The organism is Aeromonas sp. ASNIH8 (assembly GCF_002919855.1).
Lineage (GTDB): Bacteria > Pseudomonadota > Gammaproteobacteria > Enterobacterales > Aeromonadaceae > Aeromonas > Aeromonas caviae.
This window is the reverse complement of the sequence record NZ_PQLN01000014.1, coordinates 1-15890: the sequence shown is the minus strand read 5'-3', so window position 1 is coordinate 15890 and position 15890 is coordinate 1. Positions and strand designations below refer to the sequence as shown.

Annotated in this window: 11 protein-coding genes; 7 read left to right on the top strand and 4 right to left on the bottom strand. The window is 66.2% G+C overall.

Going from position 1 to position 15890, the window contains the following annotated elements; translation table 11 throughout:
- Positions 1–26: 26 nt before the first annotated feature.
- The 4 genes from C3418_RS05640 to C3418_RS05625 form a co-directional block, all read right to left on the bottom strand.
- Positions 27–1127 (bottom strand): enoyl-CoA hydratase/isomerase family protein, encoded by a 1101-nt coding sequence (locus tag C3418_RS05640; protein ID WP_103858143.1) that lies wholly within the window; start codon positions 1125–1127, stop codon positions 27–29.
- Positions 1128–1205: 78 nt separating this feature from the next.
- A complete protein-coding gene (locus tag C3418_RS05635; RefSeq protein ID WP_010674596.1) occupies positions 1206–1997 on the bottom strand; it encodes an enoyl-CoA hydratase in 792 nt (263 codons plus the stop codon).
- Positions 1998–2115: 118 nt separating this feature from the next.
- Complete coding sequence (locus C3418_RS05630) at positions 2116–3273, bottom strand: acyl-CoA dehydrogenase family protein (protein ID WP_103858133.1); 1158 nt, start codon at positions 3271–3273, stop codon at positions 2116–2118.
- Between the two features lie 70 nt (positions 3274–3343).
- Positions 3344–4855, bottom strand: coding sequence for a CoA-acylating methylmalonate-semialdehyde dehydrogenase (locus C3418_RS05625; RefSeq protein WP_103858132.1), 1512 nt, complete (start codon positions 4853–4855; stop codon positions 3344–3346).
- Between the two features lie 256 nt (positions 4856–5111).
- On the opposite strand from C3418_RS05625, the gene C3418_RS05620 reads away from it, so the two are divergent.
- From C3418_RS05620 to C3418_RS05590, 7 genes are all read left to right on the top strand, one after another.
- On the top strand, positions 5112–6260 hold the full coding sequence (locus tag C3418_RS05620) for an isovaleryl-CoA dehydrogenase (RefSeq protein ID WP_103858131.1): 1149 nt from the start codon (positions 5112–5114) through the stop codon (positions 6258–6260).
- The gene (locus tag C3418_RS05615) at positions 6257–7873 is read left to right on the top strand and encodes a carboxyl transferase domain-containing protein (RefSeq protein ID WP_103858130.1); all 1617 of its coding nucleotides are present in this window, start codon (positions 6257–6259) and stop codon (positions 7871–7873) included. The genes C3418_RS05620 and C3418_RS05615 overlap by 4 nt, the downstream gene beginning before the upstream one ends.
- Before the next feature lie 9 nt (positions 7874–7882).
- Positions 7883–8731 carry an enoyl-CoA hydratase-related protein gene (locus tag C3418_RS05610; protein ID WP_103858129.1) on the top strand — a complete coding sequence of 283 codons (849 nt, stop codon included), beginning with the start codon at positions 7883–7885 and terminating at the stop codon, positions 8729–8731.
- Positions 8732–8840: 109 nt separating this feature from the next.
- The gene (locus C3418_RS05605; protein WP_103858128.1) at positions 8841–10805 is read left to right on the top strand and encodes a biotin carboxylase N-terminal domain-containing protein; all 1965 of its coding nucleotides are present in this window, start codon (positions 8841–8843) and stop codon (positions 10803–10805) included.
- Positions 10802–11773, top strand: coding sequence for a hydroxymethylglutaryl-CoA lyase (locus C3418_RS05600; protein WP_048207573.1), 972 nt, complete (start codon positions 10802–10804; stop codon positions 11771–11773). The genes C3418_RS05605 and C3418_RS05600 overlap by 4 nt, the downstream gene beginning before the upstream one ends.
- A gap of 54 nt (positions 11774–11827) precedes the next feature.
- A complete protein-coding gene (locus C3418_RS05595; RefSeq protein ID WP_010674587.1) occupies positions 11828–12241 on the top strand; it encodes a MerR family DNA-binding transcriptional regulator in 414 nt (137 codons plus the stop codon).
- 271 nt (positions 12242–12512) lie between these two features.
- Positions 12513–15386, top strand: a complete 2874-nt coding sequence (locus C3418_RS05590; RefSeq protein ID WP_181023069.1) for a DUF748 domain-containing protein — start codon at positions 12513–12515, stop codon at positions 15384–15386.
- The last annotated feature ends 504 nt before the right edge of the window (positions 15387–15890 follow it).

Below are 15890 nucleotides of genomic sequence, written 5' to 3'. Positions count from 1 at the left end.
GTGTGCTCCTTGTGTGTGATCCCGCGTCAGCGGGGGCGCAAGGGGTTGTCACCCTCGGGCCAGCGATAGAAGGCATCCAGCCAGGCCTCCCCCGCCTGCGGGGCCTGCCAGCGAGGGGATTTGTCCTTGTCGATGAGCAGAGCCCGCACCCCTTCCACGAAGTCCCCTCTGAGCACGCAGTTGACCGAGAGGGTCAGCTCGTCGGCAAACACCTCGGCCAGGGACTGGCGCCGTGCCTGCCAGAACTGGCGCCAGAGGATGGCGCGGCTGATAGGGCTGCCGCGAAGGCAGGTCTCCCGCCCCTGAACCAGCGCCGGTTCGTCCAGCTTGGCGCCCTCGAGGCGTGCCAGCACCCCTCGCAGGGAACGGCCAGCCAACAGCGCATCGATGCGGGCCTGGTGGGGCAGCAGTACGGGAGGGGGCAATGCCTGACCAGGGGCCTCCTGCAAATCGGTGAGCAGCGCCTCGATCTGCTCGCAGGGGTCGCCTGCGGACCAGTCGAGGGCGGCGAGGCGCGCCGGCAGCTCCGCCCGCTCGCGGCTCCCCATGGCGTGATCCGCGAGCCCCAGGCCGATGGCGTCCGCCCCGTTGAAGCGGGCACCGGTGAGGCCGAGCCAGAGTCCGAGCCGCCCCGGCATCCGGCTCAAAAACCAGCTGGCCCCCACATCGGGGTAGAGGCCTATGGTTACCTCCGGCATGGCGAACAGACTCTTCTCTGTCACCACCCGGAACCCGGCCCCGGCAAAGAGGCCGATGCCGCCCCCCATGCAGATGCCGTCCGCCACGCAGACAAGGGGCTTGCCGTAGCAGTGGATGTGGTGATCGAGCCGGTACTCCTGCAGGAAGAAGTCGCGGGCATAGCCGAACAATTCAGAGTGGCTCGCCTCCTGCTTGCGGTAATAAAAGGAGCGGATGTCACCACCGGCGCAGAATGCCTTCTCGCCGGCCCCTTGCAACAACACGCAGACGATGGCCGGATCCTGCTCCCAGCGGGTCAACGCCCCCTGCAACAACTGGATCATCTCAAGGCTCAGGGCGTTGAGGGAGGCGGGGCTGTCCAGAGTCAGCATGCCGATGTGGCGGCCATCCGCCGTGGGGCGGGTCTCGATGCGCACGGGCTCACTCATGGGCAGCCCCCGCAGACCGGGTATCTGCCCCTGCGACATGGCGGGTCGCCATCATTACCTCATTCATCCTTCACTCCCTCACTCTTTCGGTTTGGATTGGTCGTAACGCCAGCGCGGGGCCCGCTTCTCCAGGAAGGCCGCCACCCCTTCGCGCTGGTTGGCATCGTCAAACAGGGCGAGAAAGAGGCTGCGCTCGAGCGGCAGCGCCGCGTCCCTGTGGGTGCTTCGCCCCTGATTGATGAGCTGTTTGCAGGCACGCAGGGCGCTCGGGCTCTGGCGCTCCACCAGTTGGGCCATCTGCTGCGCCGCCTCCCAGGCGTGCCCCTCGGTCACCACCTCCTCCACCAGCCCCATCTCGTAGGCCAGGGTGGCGCTCACCTTCTCGCCGCAGAGGATCATCCGCTTGGCCCAGCCCGGCCCCACCAGCTCGGTGAGGCGCTGGGTGCCGCCAGCGCAGGGCAACAAGCCCACCGAGGCCTCCGGCAACCCCAGCTTGGCCTGCTGCTCGGCGATGCGGATGTCGCAGGCCAGCGCGACCTCGAGGCCGCCTCCCATGGCATAGCCGTTGATGGCGGCGATGCTGACCCCGTGAAAGCGGGCCAGCGCCTCGAAGGCGTGGCCAAAGGCCTCGGCCACCTCGCGGGCATGCGCCAGGCTGCCGTCGGCGAACATCTTGAGATCGGCGCCGGCGCAGAAGAATTTCTCTCCAGCACCGCGGATCACCAGGGCCACCACGTCGGGGCGACCATCCAGCTCCACCATCATCTGCAAGAAGGCTTTCAGGCTGGCGAGCGTCCAGGTGTTGGCGGGTGGGTGATCGAGGGTGATGTAGGCCACGTGGCCGTGATATTCGAGCCTGATCCTTGTCATTGCGTTGTCCTTGTCAAAAAAACTGCCCCATGATGACAGGGTTGAATGGAGCCAACCTGCACCTGGCTCACAAAGCCTGAGGACGCGCCGACTGCGTCCTCAGGGCAGGCTACTCCCGCTACTCCAGCGACAGGCCGGGGTCGGCCAGCAGGCGGCGGGCGATGATGAGCCGCATCACTTCATTCGTCCCTTCCAGAATGCGGTGCACCCGGGTGTCGCGCAGATAGCGCTCGAGCGGATACTCGCGGATATAACCATAGCCGCCAAAGAGTTGCAGGGCGTCGTCGCAGATGCGGTGCCCCACGTCGGTGGCAAAACGCTTGGCCATGGCGCACCAGGCGCTCTTGTCCGGGCTGCCCTCATCGAGTTTGGCGGCCGCCTGGCGCACCAGCAGGCGGGCGGCGGCGAGCTCGGTGGCCATGTCGGCCAGGCGAAACTGCACGCTCTGGAATTCGCTGATCGGGTGTCCAAATTGCTGGCGCTGCTGCACATGGGCCAGGGCATCGTTGAGAGCCTGCTGGGCGGTGCCCAGCGAACAGCTGGCGATGTTGATGCGCCCCCCATCGAGCGCCTGCATGGCGAACTTGAACCCTTCCCCCTCCTCCCCCAGCCGGAAGCGAGCGGGAATGCGCACGGCATTGAAGTTCACCTCCCGGGTCGGCTGGCTGTTCCAGCCCATCTTCTCCTCCGCCTTGCCGTAGCTCACGCCGGGGGTCTGGGCCGGTACCATGAAGGCAGAGATCCCCTTGGCCCCCTCGCCACCGGTGCGGGCCATCACCACCAGCACGTCGGTGCTGCCGGCGCCCGAGATGAACACCTTGCTGCCGTCGAGGAGGTAATCCGCGCCATCGCGCACGGCGCGGGTCTTGAGGGCCGCAGCATCGGAGCCCGCCCCTGGCTCGGTGAGGCAGTAGGATCCCAGCAGCTCGCCGCTGGCGAGCCTTGGCACCCACTCCTCGGCCACCTCGGCAGGCAGCCAGCTGCCCAGCATCCAGCTCACCATGTTGTGGATGGTGAGATAGGCGGTGGTGGAGGTGCAGCCCATGGCGAGGCGCTCGAAGATAAGGCTGGCATCGAGCCGGCTCAGGCCCAGACCGTCATACTGCTCCGGGGTATAGAGGCCGCACAGGCCCAGCGCCGCCGCCTGCTTGATGGTGGGGATGGGGAACTCGTGCTCCCTGTCCCAGTGCGCGGCATGGGGTTTGAGCGCCAGATCGGCGAAGGCGCCGGCCGACTCGACACAGGCCCGTTGGGATTCGGTCAGGGTAAAATCCATCTTGTTCGCTTCCTTTGTACTTGTTCCGTCGATCCGTTGCTACCAATGGGGGCGCCCGGGCAACCTGCCATCAGCGCAGTTGAATGGTCATATTGGGGCCGCTGGGAATGTCTTCGTCGAACCAGCGCTCCGTCACCGTCTTGGTCTCGGTGTAAAAACGCACCGCCTGCTTGCCGTAGGCGTGCAGATCCCCGTAGAAGGAGCCGCGCCAGCCGGTGAAGGAGAAGAACGGCAGCGGCACCGGGATGGGCACGTTGATCCCCACCTGGCCCACCGCCACCTCGTGGCGAAACTTGCGGGCGGCGGCGCCACAGCCGGTGAAGAGGGAGGTGCCGTTGCCGTAGGGGTTGGCGTTGATGAGGGCAAGCGCCTCATCCAGGCTCCCCACCTCGAGGCAGGCCAGCACGGGCCCGAAGATCTCCTCCTTGTAGATGCGCATCTCGGGGGTCACCCCGCGAAACAGGGTTGGTCCCACCCAGTTGCCCACCGGGTAGCCGGGTACGTCGCAAAAACGGCCGTCCAGCAGGCACTCGGCTCCCTCGGCAATCCCCGCCTCGATAAGCCCCTCCACCCTGACTTTCGCCTCCGGGCTGATGAGGGGGCCATAAGCCGCCTCGGGATCGTGCCAAACGCCGGGTTTCACCTTGGCGAACTCGGCGGCGAGCTCGGGGATCCACTCCCGGGCGTTCCCCACGAACACCGCCACGCTGATGGCCATGCAGCGCTGACCGGCGGCGCCGACCCCGGCCCCCACCAGGTTGCCGAGTACCTGCGCCTTGTTGGCATCCGGCATGATCACCATGTGATTCTTGGCGCCGACAAAACACTGGGCGCGCTTGAGCTGCGACGTGGCACTGCGATAGACGTGGCCGCCGACCCGGGCCGAGCCCACGAAACTGACTGCCTTGACATCGGGATGGGCCAGCAGCGCATCCACCTGCTCGGCGCCGCCATGCACCACCGACAGAATGCCCCTGGGGGCCCCCGCCTCGGTAAACAGCTCGGCCAGGCGCATGGGAGTGAGCGGATCCTGCTCGGAGGGCTTGAGCACAAAGCCGTTGCCGCAGGCCACCGCCAGCGGGAACATCCAGAGCGGGATCATGGCCGGAAAGTTGAACGGCGTGATGCCGACGCAGACCCCGAGGGGCTGCACCCAGGAGTGGCCGTCGACCCTGCGCGCCACGTTGCCCATGGTCTCCCCCAGAGTCTGGCTGGCAATGGCGCAGGCCTGCTCCACCACTTCGATGCCGCGCCAGACGTCCCCCTTGGCATCCGCCAGGTTCTTGCCGGTTTCCTGGGCCAGCAGGGTCGCCAGCTCGTCATGATGCACTTTCAACAGATGCTGGTAGTTGAACATCACCCTGGCCCGCTCGGAAGTCGGCACTTCTCGCCACAGCAGATAGGCCTCGTGAGCGGTGCGCACCGCCAGCTCAATTTCCGCAGAGGTAGCTTTCGGCACCCGCGCCAGCAGATGCTGGTCCGCCGGGTCGGTCACCTCTATCCACTCGTCGCTTGCGGACGGACACGCCTCGCCACCGATGTAGAGCGGCAGATCCCCGTACTGGGTGTGATGCTGGCTCATGCCCCCCTCCTGGCCCGTTGGCAGGCGACGGCAGGCCACTGCAGGCCGGCCACATCCATGTTGCTGTTGCACATCCTGTTCACTCCTTGCGCTCATCTACCCGGGTAGCCCTTGCGACGGGCTGCCATCGAATTTACCTTAGACTAACAACTCATTTACGTTTACGATAACGTAAACTTGAATCACAAATGGACTGACCAGTCATCACCTTGATGGCAGGGGAAATCGGCAGTCCACTGCACCAAGGAGAGCACGGATGCATGCCCTGATGGATGAAACCCTCCAGGCCCTGACCGAACAGGTCGAGGCTTTCTGCCAGAAAGTGATCGCACCGCGCGCCAGCGAGATCGATCAGAGCAACGCTTTCCCCCGGGATCTCTGGCCCCGCATGGGTGAGCTGGGGCTGCACGGCATCACGGTGGCGGAGGAGTATGACGGGGTGAACCTCGGCTATCTGGCCCATGTGCTGGTGATGGAGCAGGTGAGCCGCGCCAGCGCCTCGGTCGGCCTCTCCTACGGCGCCCACTCCAATCTCTGCATCAACCAGATCCACCGCCACGGCACCCCTGATCAGAAGGCGAGATATCTGCCCTCCCTCGTCAGCGGCAAACACGTGGGGGCGCTGGCCATGAGCGAGCCGGGTGCCGGCTCCGACGTGGTGAGCATGCGCCTCACTGCGGTGCGCGAGGGGGATCACTTCGTGCTGAACGGCAACAAGATGTGGATCACCAATGGGCCCGATGCCGACACCTTCGTCATCTATGCCAAGACCGATGCCGCCGCCGGGCCCAAAGGGATTTCCGCCTTTATCGTCGAGGCGGGGACTCCCGGTTTTTCCACCGCCCAGAAGCTCGACAAGCTCGGCATGCGCGGATCCAGTACCTGCGAGCTGGTGTTCGACAACTGCCGAGTGCCACAGGAGAACCTGCTGGGCCCCCTGAACGGCGGGGTCAAGGTACTGATGAGCGGTCTGGACTACGAGCGGGTGGTGCTGGCGGCCGGGCCCCTTGGCATCATGCAGGCCAGCATGGACGTGGTGCTCCCCTATGTGCGCGAGCGCAAGCAGTTCGGCCAGGCCATCGGCGAGTTTCAGCTGGTGCAGGGCAAGCTCGCCGACATGTATACCCGTCTCGCCAGCAGCCGGGCGCTGGTCTATTCGGTGGCGAGCGCCTGCGATCAGGGCCGCACCAGCCGCAAGGATTGCGCCGCCGCCATCCTGTTTGCTGCCGAGAACGCCACCCAGATGGCCCTCGATGCCATCCAGCTGCTCGGCGGCAACGGCTACATCAACGAATACCCCACCGGCCGCCTGCTGCGGGACGCCAAACTCTACGAGATAGGCGCCGGCACCTCGGAGATCCGCCGCTGGCTCATCGGCCGTGAGCTGATGGGGGATAACGCATGAGCAGGATCCATTCCCGTCTCGACACCGCGAGCCCCGACTATGAGGCCAATCGGGCCGCCATGCAGGCCCTGGTCGACGATCTGAATACCCGCCTGGAGGAGATAGCCTTGGGCGGCGGCGCGGCCAACAACGCCCGCCATCAGGCCCGCGGCAAACTGCTGCCCCGCGAGCGCATCGACCAACTGCTGGACCCGGGCTCCCCCTTTCTCGAACTGTCGGCGTTGGCTGGCTGGCAGGTCTATGACGAACCGGTGCCCGCCGCCGGCCTCATCACCGGCATCGGCCGGATCTCTGGGCGCCTGTGCATGCTGGTGGTGAATGACGCCACCGTGAAGGGCGGCACCTACTACCCGCTCACGGTGAAGAAACACCTGCGCGCTCAGGCCATCGCCGAGCGGCTGCGCCTCCCCTGCCTCTATCTGGTGGATTCCGGCGGCGCCTTCCTGCCCATGCAGGACGAGGTATTCCCCGACCGGGAGCATTTTGGCCGCATCTTCTACAACCAGGCTCGCATGTCGGCCCAGAGCATCCCCCAGCTGGCGGTGGTGATGGGGCTCTGTACCGCCGGGGGCGCCTACGTGCCCGCCATGGCGGACGAGTCGATCATGGTCAGGGAGCAGGCCACCCTCTTTCTGGCGGGCCCGCCCCTGGTCAAGGCCGCCACCGGCGAGGAGATCAGCGCAGAAGCCCTGGGCGGCGCCGAGGTGCACTGCGTCCACTCCGGGGTGGCGGATCACATGGCCAGGGACGATGCCCATGCCCTGGCCATCGCCCGCACCCTGGTAAGCAACCTGGGGGACAACCAGACGGCGGCGTCACCCGCCCCATCCGCTCCCTCCTATGATGAGCCGCACTACCCCATCGAGGAGCTCTACGGCCTGGTGGGCACCAGTCTCAAGCGCCCCTATGACGCACGAGAATTGATCGCCCGACTGGTGGATGGCTCTGTGTTTGACGAATTCAAGGCGTTGTTCGGCACTACCTTGGTGACGGGTTTTTCCCGCATTGAGGGCATGCAGGTGGGGATCCTCGCCAACAACGGCGTGCTGCACAGCGACAGCGCCCAGAAGGGAGCCCACTTCATCCAGCTCTGCAACCAGCGGGGGATCCCGCTGCTGTTTCTGCAAAACATCACCGGCTTTATGGTGGGGAGTAGGGCGGAGAAAGAGGGGATCGCCAAGCACGGCGCCAAGCTGGTGACCGCCGTGGCCTGCAGCCGGGTGCCCAAGATCACCCTGATCGTCGGCGGCAGCTTCGGTGCCGGCAACTACGGCATGTGCGGGCGCGCCTATGAACCGGATTTTCTGTTCAGCTGGCCCAACAGCCGCATCTCCGTCATGGGGGGCGAGCAGGCGGCCGGGGTGTTGGTGCAGGTGCGCCGGGACAAGCTGGCCGCCGAGGGCAAGACTCTGGGCGAGTCGGAGGCGGCCGCCATTCGCGCCCCGGTGATCGCGCAGTACGAGCGCCAGGGTCACCCCTATTACGCCAGTGCTCGCCTGTGGGATGACGGCGTCATCGACCCGGCCCAGAGCCGCACCGTGCTGGCCCTGGCGCTGGCGGCCTGCCAGGGGGCCGAGCCGGGCCCCCGGCAGTACGGCATCTTCCGGATGTAAGGAGTTCATATGTCAGACCCGCTCTTCAACGATCCCCTTGCCCATTTTCGCCTGGAGCGCCACGGCCCGGTGATCGAGCTGGTGCTCGCCCGCCCGGCCCGTCACAACGCCCTCGATGCCGACCTGATGCAGGGGCTGCTCGACTGTCTCGACGAGCTGGCCCAAAGCCAGCCCCTCGCCGAACGCCCCCACGTGCTGCTGCTGCGCGCCGAGGGGCCGCATTTTTGCGCGGGCGCCGATCTCGAGTGGATGCGCAAGATGGCAGGGGAGGCATTCGACCCCCTCGCCTTTGACAAGAATCGCGAGGACGCCCGGGTGCTGGCCCACCTGATGCAGGCACTGGACGAGCTGCCCTTCCCCACGGTGGCCCTGGTGCAGGGGGCCGCCTACGGCGGAGCCTTGGGACTTGTCTGCGCCTGCGACATCGTGCTGGCCAGCGAAAATGCCCGCTTCTGCCTCTCCGAGGTGACCCTGGGACTGGTGCCTGCGGTGATCAGCCCCTACGTGGTGCGCGCCATGGGGATGCGCCAGGCCCGCCGCTACATGCTGAGCGCGGAGCCTTTCGATGCCATCACCGCCTGCCGACTCAACGTGGTGCACAGGCTCAGCCAGCCTGATCAGTTGTTGGCGGAGGGACGCGCCATGGCCCTGCGGTTGTGTCGCAACGGCCCCCAGGCGATGAAGGAGACCAAGCGGCTGCTGGCCGCCCTCGAAGGGCGCCCAGGCCACCAGCACGAAGAGCAGACCGTCGAGACCATCGCCCGGGTACGGGTCGGCCTCGAGGCCCAGGAGGGGATCCAGGCCTTCTTCGACAAACGCCCCCCAACATGGCGCCCCCGTTTCAAGGACGAAGCATGACTCAATACCACCCCATCAAGCGCCTGCTGATCGCCAACTGTGGTCAATATCACTGGAGTGTGGATCAACACGCTTCGCACTTGTGCACCTTCAACAGCAGGGAGTCAGCATGACCAACCACTCTCCCATCAAGCGCCTGCTGATCGCCAACCGCGGTGAAATCGCCGTGCGTATCATCAAGACAGCACGGCGCCTCGGCATTCACACCATCGCCCTCTACTCCGACGCCGACGCCCGCGCCATGCATGTGCGCGAAGCCGACGAGGCCTGGCATCTGGGGCCGGCCCCCGCCCGGGAGAGCTACCTCGACACCGGCAAGGTGCTCAAGATTGCCAAAGAGGCGAATGCCGACGCCATCCACCCAGGCTACGGTTTCCTCTCCGAGAACAGCGACTTTGCCACCGCCTGCGAACAGCGGGGCGTGCGCTTTGTCGGCCCAAGCGGCGCCGCCATCCTCGCCATGGGGGACAAGTCGGGGGCCAAGGGGCTGATGCAGGCAGCCGGCGTCCCCGTGCTACCCGGTTATCACGGCGCGGATCAGCACCCCGACTTTTTGCGCGATCAGGCGAGCCAAGTGGGCTTCCCGCTCCTTATCAAGGCAGCCAGTGGCGGCGGTGGCAAGGGGATGCGCCGGGTCGATCAGCTGGCCGACTTTGACGCAGCCCTGGCGGCGGTCAAGCGGGAGGCGAGTGCCGCCTTTGGCGACGACCATGTGCTGCTGGAGCGCTATCTCCCCTGCGCCCGTCACGTGGAGGTGCAGGTCTTTGCCGATGCCCTCGGCAACGCCATCTATCTGGGGGACAGGGACTGCTCCTTGCAGCGCCGCCACCAGAAGGTGATCGAAGAGGCCCCCGCCCCCGACATCTCCCCTGCCCTGCGCCGCGCCATGGGCGAGGCGGCCGTGGCGGCGGCCAAGGCCATCGCCTATCGGGGGGCCGGCACCATCGAGTTTCTGCTCTGCAAGGAGGAGTTCTTCTTCATGGAGATGAACACCCGATTGCAGGTGGAGCATCCGGTTACCGAAGCCATCACAGGCCAGGATCTGGTGGCCTGGCAGTTGGCGGTGGCCGAGGGCAAACCGCTGCCCCTCACCCAGGAGCAGGTGGTGCTGCGCGGCCACGCGGTGGAGGCGCGCCTCTACGCCGAGGATGTGGCCGCCGGTTTTCTGCCCGCGAGCGGCCCCATCCACTGGCTCACCTGGCCCAAGGGGGTGCGCATCGACACCGGCGTCACCGCCGGCGATGAGGTGAGCCCCTATTACGACCCCATGATCGCCAAGCTCGTCGCCCACGCACCGAGCCGCAGCGAAGCCTTTGCCACCCTGGCCGATGCCCTGGCGGCGCTGGATCTCGGCCCTCTGGTGCACAACGGCCCGCTCCTGCAACGCCTGTGCGAAGCGCCAGAGGTACTGGCGATGTGCCACCACACCCAGTGGCCCATTCCCACCGACACCCTGCCCGTTCCGACGCTCGCCTGGCCCCTCGCCACCCTCTGGCTCGCCACTTGCGAGCGCGATGCCTCCCCCTGGCAGCAGGCCGCAGGCTTTCGGCTGGGCCCCACCCGCCGCTTTTGCGCCACGGTGCGCATCGGCGAGGAGACCCGCACTCTCACCCTCGCCGAGCGAGGAGGCGCCCTGCTCTGGCAGAGCGAGCAGATCCCGTTCGAACTCGGGTCAGATCAGATCCGCCTGTGCCAGGGTGGACATTGGCAGCGCTATCCGGTGCAGCCCCTCGGCGAGGGTGCCTATTTGCTGCACCTGGCGGGCAGACGCATCAGCTTCTCGCTCAATGATCAGCATCATCAGCTCCACCATGATCACGACACGATCCATGTCCCGGGCATCCTGGCCCCCATGCACGGCATCGTGGTGACGTTGCAGGTCGAGGCCGGCCAGCCGGTCAGCAAGGGGCAACCCCTGCTGGTGCTGGAGGCGATGAAGATGGAGCACGTCCTCAAGGCCGACCGGGACGGGGTGATTGAGGCCCTGCAGTGCCGCCAGGGGGAACAGGTGAGCCAGGGCGCCGTGCTGGTGCGCTTTGCCGAGGACCATACCGCGCAGGAGGAGCGCTCATGAGCCACACGCACGAGAGCCGGGACGACAAGGTCAGCCTGGTGGAGATGGGGCCGCGGGACGGCCTGCAAAATGAGACCGCCACCCTCTCCCTGGCGCAGCGGCTGGCGCTCATCGCCCGCCTGGCCGAGAGCGGGTTGCAGCGCATCGAGGTGGGGGCCTTCGTGTCGCCCAAGAAGGTGCCGCAGATGGCGGATTCCGCCGCACTCTTCAACGCCCTGCCGCGCAGGGGGCCGACCCGCTATGGCGCCCTGGTGCCCAATCTGCAGGGTCTGCAGGCCGCCATCGCCGCACGCGCCGACGAGATAGGCCTCTTCACCGCCTGCTCGGATGGCTTCACCCGGGCCAACATCGGCATCAGCGTGGAGGAGTCCCTGGTGCGCTTTGCCCCCCTGGTGCAGGAGGCGCGCAGCCTCGGCATCAAGGTGCGCGGCTACCTCTCCACCGTCATCGCCTGCCCGTTCGACGGCCCGACCCGCCCGAAACGGGTCGCAGCCCTGGCCGAGCGGCTGCTGGATCTGGGTTGCCACGAGATATCCCTCGGCGACACCATCGGCGTCGGCACCCCGGGCACCGTGGCTCCCATGCTGGATGCGGTGCTGCACGAGATCCCGGCGGGCCGGCTTGCGGTTCATTTTCACGACACCTATGGCCAGGGGCTGGCCAACCTGCTGCCGGCGCTGGAGCGCGGCATTCGCACCATCGACTGCTCGGTGGCCGGGCTCGGCGGCTGCCCCTATGCCCCCGGCGCCTCCGGCAATGTGGCGTCGGAAGAGGTGGTCTATCTGCTGCACGGCCTTGGCATGAGCACAGGGGTCGATCTCGACCAGCTGGCCGCCACCGGCCAGTGGGTGAGCGAGCTGCTGGGGCGCCCCAACGGCTCCCGGGTCGGCCAGGCCCTGCACGGGAGGGGACGGCGCCTCGCACAAGAGCGCGAGCAGCGCACCCCGGGAGGCCATCATGCATCATGAACCCGGCCCTTGCCGCGGGGCCAGGACCCCGCCAGCTCATCAGGAGGGCGCACCATGAGAGCCAGACACGCCAGTGGCAAGGAGAGGACCTACAGCATCTCGGAGCTGGCCCAGGAGTTCGACATCACCCCCCGCACCATCCGCTATTACGAGGACGAGGGGCTCATCACCCCGACCCGGGAGGGGCAGACCCGCATCTACAGCCACAAGGACAGGATCCGCCTGAAATTGACCCTGCGCGGCAAGCGCCTCGGGTTCAGCCTGGCGGAGATCCGCGAGCTGTTCGACATGTACGACACCGACCGCTCCAGCCGGATGCAGCTTCACTCCATGATCCAGCTCATCGAGGCCAGACGCCACTCCCTGCGCCAGCAACTAGAGGACATCCAGATGGTGATGGCCGAGCTCGATGCCGCCGAGCAGCGCTGCATCCACTCCCTCGGCGGCTTGAAAACCGACGGGGATTGACAGACTCTGGGGGTATCTCGCCCCCGGTATCCCGGTTTTCCAGTGGATATCCGCAGTGGCAGGCCCTGACCCGGCAGCCCCCTTGTTCCCCCCATCGCCCGTCATGGCATGCCGGACAGACTGGGCGGTTTGGGCAAGCGGCGAGGTGGGGCAAACGGGGGAAATCCGGCCTTGGTCGCACAATAATTCCCCAGCCCGGTCAGAGTGCGGCGCACCTCATGAGTCCTTCCCATGAACCGGGCACGATTAATTGCTACCATATGCGCATCAAATGGAGACCATCATGCTCAAGCCTCTGCCCGCTCGTCTGCTGCGCTATGCCCTCTATCTTCTCGCGCTCCTGCTCATCGGCATCACCATCCTGCTCTGGCAGGCGCCGACCCTCATCCAGCGCCATCTCCCCGGCTGGCTTGCCACCCATTACGGTCTGCACCTCTCCCTTGGCAAGATAGAGGTGGGGATCCGCTCCCCCTCCCTCGTGCTGGGGCCCAGCGCCCTGCTCGATGACCAGCAGCAAGCGCTGGTGTCATTTGAAGAGCTGAAGCTCATTCCCGCCTTGAAAGCGAGCTGGCAGCAGCGCGCCCTGGTACTGGAAGAGGCCACCCTGACCGCCCCCAGGGCAGATCTGGTGCGCCTCGAGGATCTCAAGGGGGAGGCGCGCTTCAACCTGATCGATGCACTGGCCTCCCTGCTCTCCCCTGCGCCGGAGCAAGCGCCGCCAGCTAGCACCGAGCCCGTGCTGGTGACCATTGGCAAGCTGTCCGTCGAGCAGGGCCGGCTCAGCTACCGGGACAGCCGCAAGCAGAGCAGCTCGGGGTGGGTCCCGCCCCTCACCCTGGACAAGCTCACCCTGCACCTGCCCGGATTTTCCAGCGCAGAGGGGGTGCTCAACCCCTATCGCCTGAGCGCCACCGTCAACGAGAAGAGCCCCCTCAAGGCCGAAGGGGAATTCGACATGATGAGCGGCGCCGGCAAGGGCAACCTCAGCCTTGGCAAGGTGGCCATCGCCCCCTTCGCCCCCCTCTGGGCCCCCTATCTCAAGGCGACCCTCGCCAAAGGGGAGGCCAGCGCCGAGCTCGCCTATCGCCTCACCCAGGGCAAGCTGACCCTGGCCAACTGGCAGCTCACACGCAACAAGGGGGAGGAATTTGCCCGCTTCAAGCAGTTGGCGCTGACCGGGATCCGCATCGATGGCAACAAGCAGCGCCTTGAGCTCGATGCCGCCATCCTCAAGAGCCCGGCCATCACCGCCGTCCTCGACCACCAGCAACAACTGGATCTCGCGGACCTGCTGATCCCCCAGAAGACCCCCAAGGGGGGCAAACAACCGGCCACCCCCGCCAAGCTCTGGCAATGGGCCCTCAAGCAGACCCGCATCGACCAGGGCAGCCTCACCCTGACCGAAGCCACCAGCGGCAAGCCCCTGAAACGGGCCATCTCCGCCATCGCCCTCACCCTCGGGCCCCTTGGCAGCCAGGCCGCCCAACCCAGCCCCCTCACCCTCAACGCAGCCCTCGACACCAGGACGACGGTGGCGTTTGACGGCACCCTGGGGCTGACCCCCTTCACCCTGAACGGCGCCATCCGCCAGCAGGGGCTGCCGCTGACCCTGGCTCAACCCTACCTGCAGGATCTGCTGCGTATCAGCGTGCGGGACGGCGAGCTTGCCAGCCGCACCAGGCTGGACCTGGCCACCGACCGCCAGGGGGCCATCAGCAAGCTGGAGATAAGCGGTGGACTCGAGGTCGCGGGGCTCAACGTGCTGGATCGGGCCGACAACCAGCGCCTGCTCCAGATAGAGAATCTGCAATTGAGCGGCCTGCACTATGATGGCCTGAGCCAGCAACTGCACATCGCCGACATCCTGCTCAGCAAACCCTATGCCCGCATCGAGATCAACGAAGAGGGGATCACCAACGTGCAGCAACTGCTGCTGCCGCAACCCGCCGCGAACGCCAGGGAGAGCGCCCCCGCCCCGCACATCGTCATCGATCAGATCCGTACCGCCCAGGGCAACCTGCGCTTCGCCGATCGCAGCCTGAGCCCGGAGTTCGTGGTGGACATCGCCTCCCTCGACGGCCAGAGCAGCCATATCAGCAACACCCCGGGGCAGCGCTCCGAGCTCGCCTTCAACGGCAAGGTGGACCGCTATGCCCCCGTCACCATCCGGGGGGGCGCCAACCTGCTCATCGAGGATCCCGTGCTGGATGTGGCCGTGGCCTTCAACAACCTGGAGCTCACCACCTTCACCCCCTACTCCAGCACCTATGCAGGCTATGCCATCGACAAGGGGCAGCTCTCCATGAAGCTCAACTACAAGCTGCAGGGCAACCGGCTGGAGGGGGACAACGACATCACCATCAAGAAGCTGCAACTCGGGGAGAAGGTCAAGAGCGAGCAGGCCAAGGATCTGCCCCTCGGCCTCGCCATCGCCCTGCTGAGCGATTCGAACGGCGTCATCAAGATGAACCTCAAGGTGAAGGGCAATCTGGATCAGCCTGATTTCAGCCTGGGCAACATCTTCTGGGACGTGCTCGGCAATACCCTCGGCAAGGCCATCACCTCCCCCTTCTCCCTGCTTGCGTCCCTGACGGGGGGCACCAAGGATCTCGACGAGCTCCCCTTCCTGCCTGGCGATCCCGCCCTGACCCCGACCCAGCAGACCAAGCTGACCACCCTCGCGCAGGCCCTCAAGGAGAGGCCCAAGCTCAGCATGAACATCCGCGGCAAGGTCAACTTCAACGAAGAGCGCCCCATCCTTCAGCGCCAGAAGCTTGAGCGGCTGCTGGCCAAGATCACCGGCAGCCCGGTGGATTTGACGCTGCTGGAGCAGGATCCCGCCATGCAATCCGCACTGGCAGAGGCCTATGAAGCCAAGTTCAACGAAGATCTCGGGGATCTGGCCGACCGGTTGCGACTCGATGAAGGGAGCGAAGCCCTGCGCGCCCAGGCGGTGCTCCTGCTGCGGGATCAGCAGCTCATCACCGCCAAGTCCCTGCGAAACCTCGCCATGCGCCGCGCCCAGAACACCAAGGAGTATCTGGTGGATACCCAGGGCATCGCGCCGGAGCGCCTCTTCGTGCTCGACAGCCAGGTGAAGGAGACGGACAAGGAAGCCAAGGTGGTGCTGACCCTGGACAACTGATCCGGCGCCCGCCGGATACCCCTCTTGTTTGCCCCGACGGCACATGGCCCGAGGGGCTCCCTCCCCTGACCCCTTCCATCAGGATATGTCTCTCGCTAGCCGTCCCGAACAATCCGGTTATCCCTTTATCCAGCATGTCGGCATGTCAAAATTGATGGCCCGATCAGATATACAGTGTCTAATCGGGCCAATCCTGAACACCCTCTCCCGCACGCCACAGGGCCAACCCCCCCCCCCCCCTTCCATTTCGCCGCCTCTTCACTGGCCCCCCCTCCTTCCCCCTCTGCATTTTGAACCCTCCCGCCCCCGGGCAAGCCCCTCCCCCAACCTCTTTCGGCTCGCTTTTTGTTCTCTGCGCCGACGGTCCACCCCCCCTCCACCCGTTTGTCAAACGCATCCCCTTATCCTCCTCCTCTCTCTTGCGTCCCTTTCCTCCTCCGCCGCCAACAACGCGCCTCGTTCGTGACTCCAGTCTCCCCCCCCTTGTGTCCGGCACACGGTGCG

Excerpts from the sequence above, each read along its gene's own strand:
- C3418_RS05605 (WP_103858128.1), top strand. The coding sequence starts at position 8,841 with ATGACCAACCACTCTCCCATCAAGCGCCTGCTGATCGCCAACCGCGGT.
- C3418_RS05610 (WP_103858129.1), top strand. The coding sequence starts at position 7,883 with ATGTCAGACCCGCTCTTCAACGATCCCCTTGCCCATTTTCGCCTGGAG.
- C3418_RS05615 (WP_103858130.1), top strand. The coding sequence starts at position 6,257 with ATGAGCAGGATCCATTCCCGTCTCGACACCGCGAGCCCCGACTATGAG.
- C3418_RS05595 (WP_010674587.1), top strand. The coding sequence starts at position 11,828 with ATGAGAGCCAGACACGCCAGTGGCAAGGAGAGGACCTACAGCATCTCG.
- C3418_RS05640 (WP_103858143.1), bottom strand. The coding sequence starts at position 1,127 with ATGAGTGAGCCCGTGCGCATCGAGACCCGCCCCACGGCGGATGGCCGC.
- C3418_RS05620 (WP_103858131.1), top strand. The coding sequence starts at position 5,112 with ATGCATGCCCTGATGGATGAAACCCTCCAGGCCCTGACCGAACAGGTC.
- C3418_RS05635 (WP_010674596.1), bottom strand. The coding sequence starts at position 1,997 with ATGACAAGGATCAGGCTCGAATATCACGGCCACGTGGCCTACATCACC.
- C3418_RS05625 (WP_103858132.1), bottom strand. The coding sequence starts at position 4,855 with ATGAGCCAGCATCACACCCAGTACGGGGATCTGCCGCTCTACATCGGT.
- C3418_RS05630 (WP_103858133.1), bottom strand. The coding sequence starts at position 3,273 with ATGGATTTTACCCTGACCGAATCCCAACGGGCCTGTGTCGAGTCGGCC.
- C3418_RS05590 (WP_181023069.1), top strand. The coding sequence starts at position 12,513 with ATGGAGACCATCATGCTCAAGCCTCTGCCCGCTCGTCTGCTGCGCTAT.
- C3418_RS05600 (WP_048207573.1), top strand. The coding sequence starts at position 10,802 with ATGAGCCACACGCACGAGAGCCGGGACGACAAGGTCAGCCTGGTGGAG.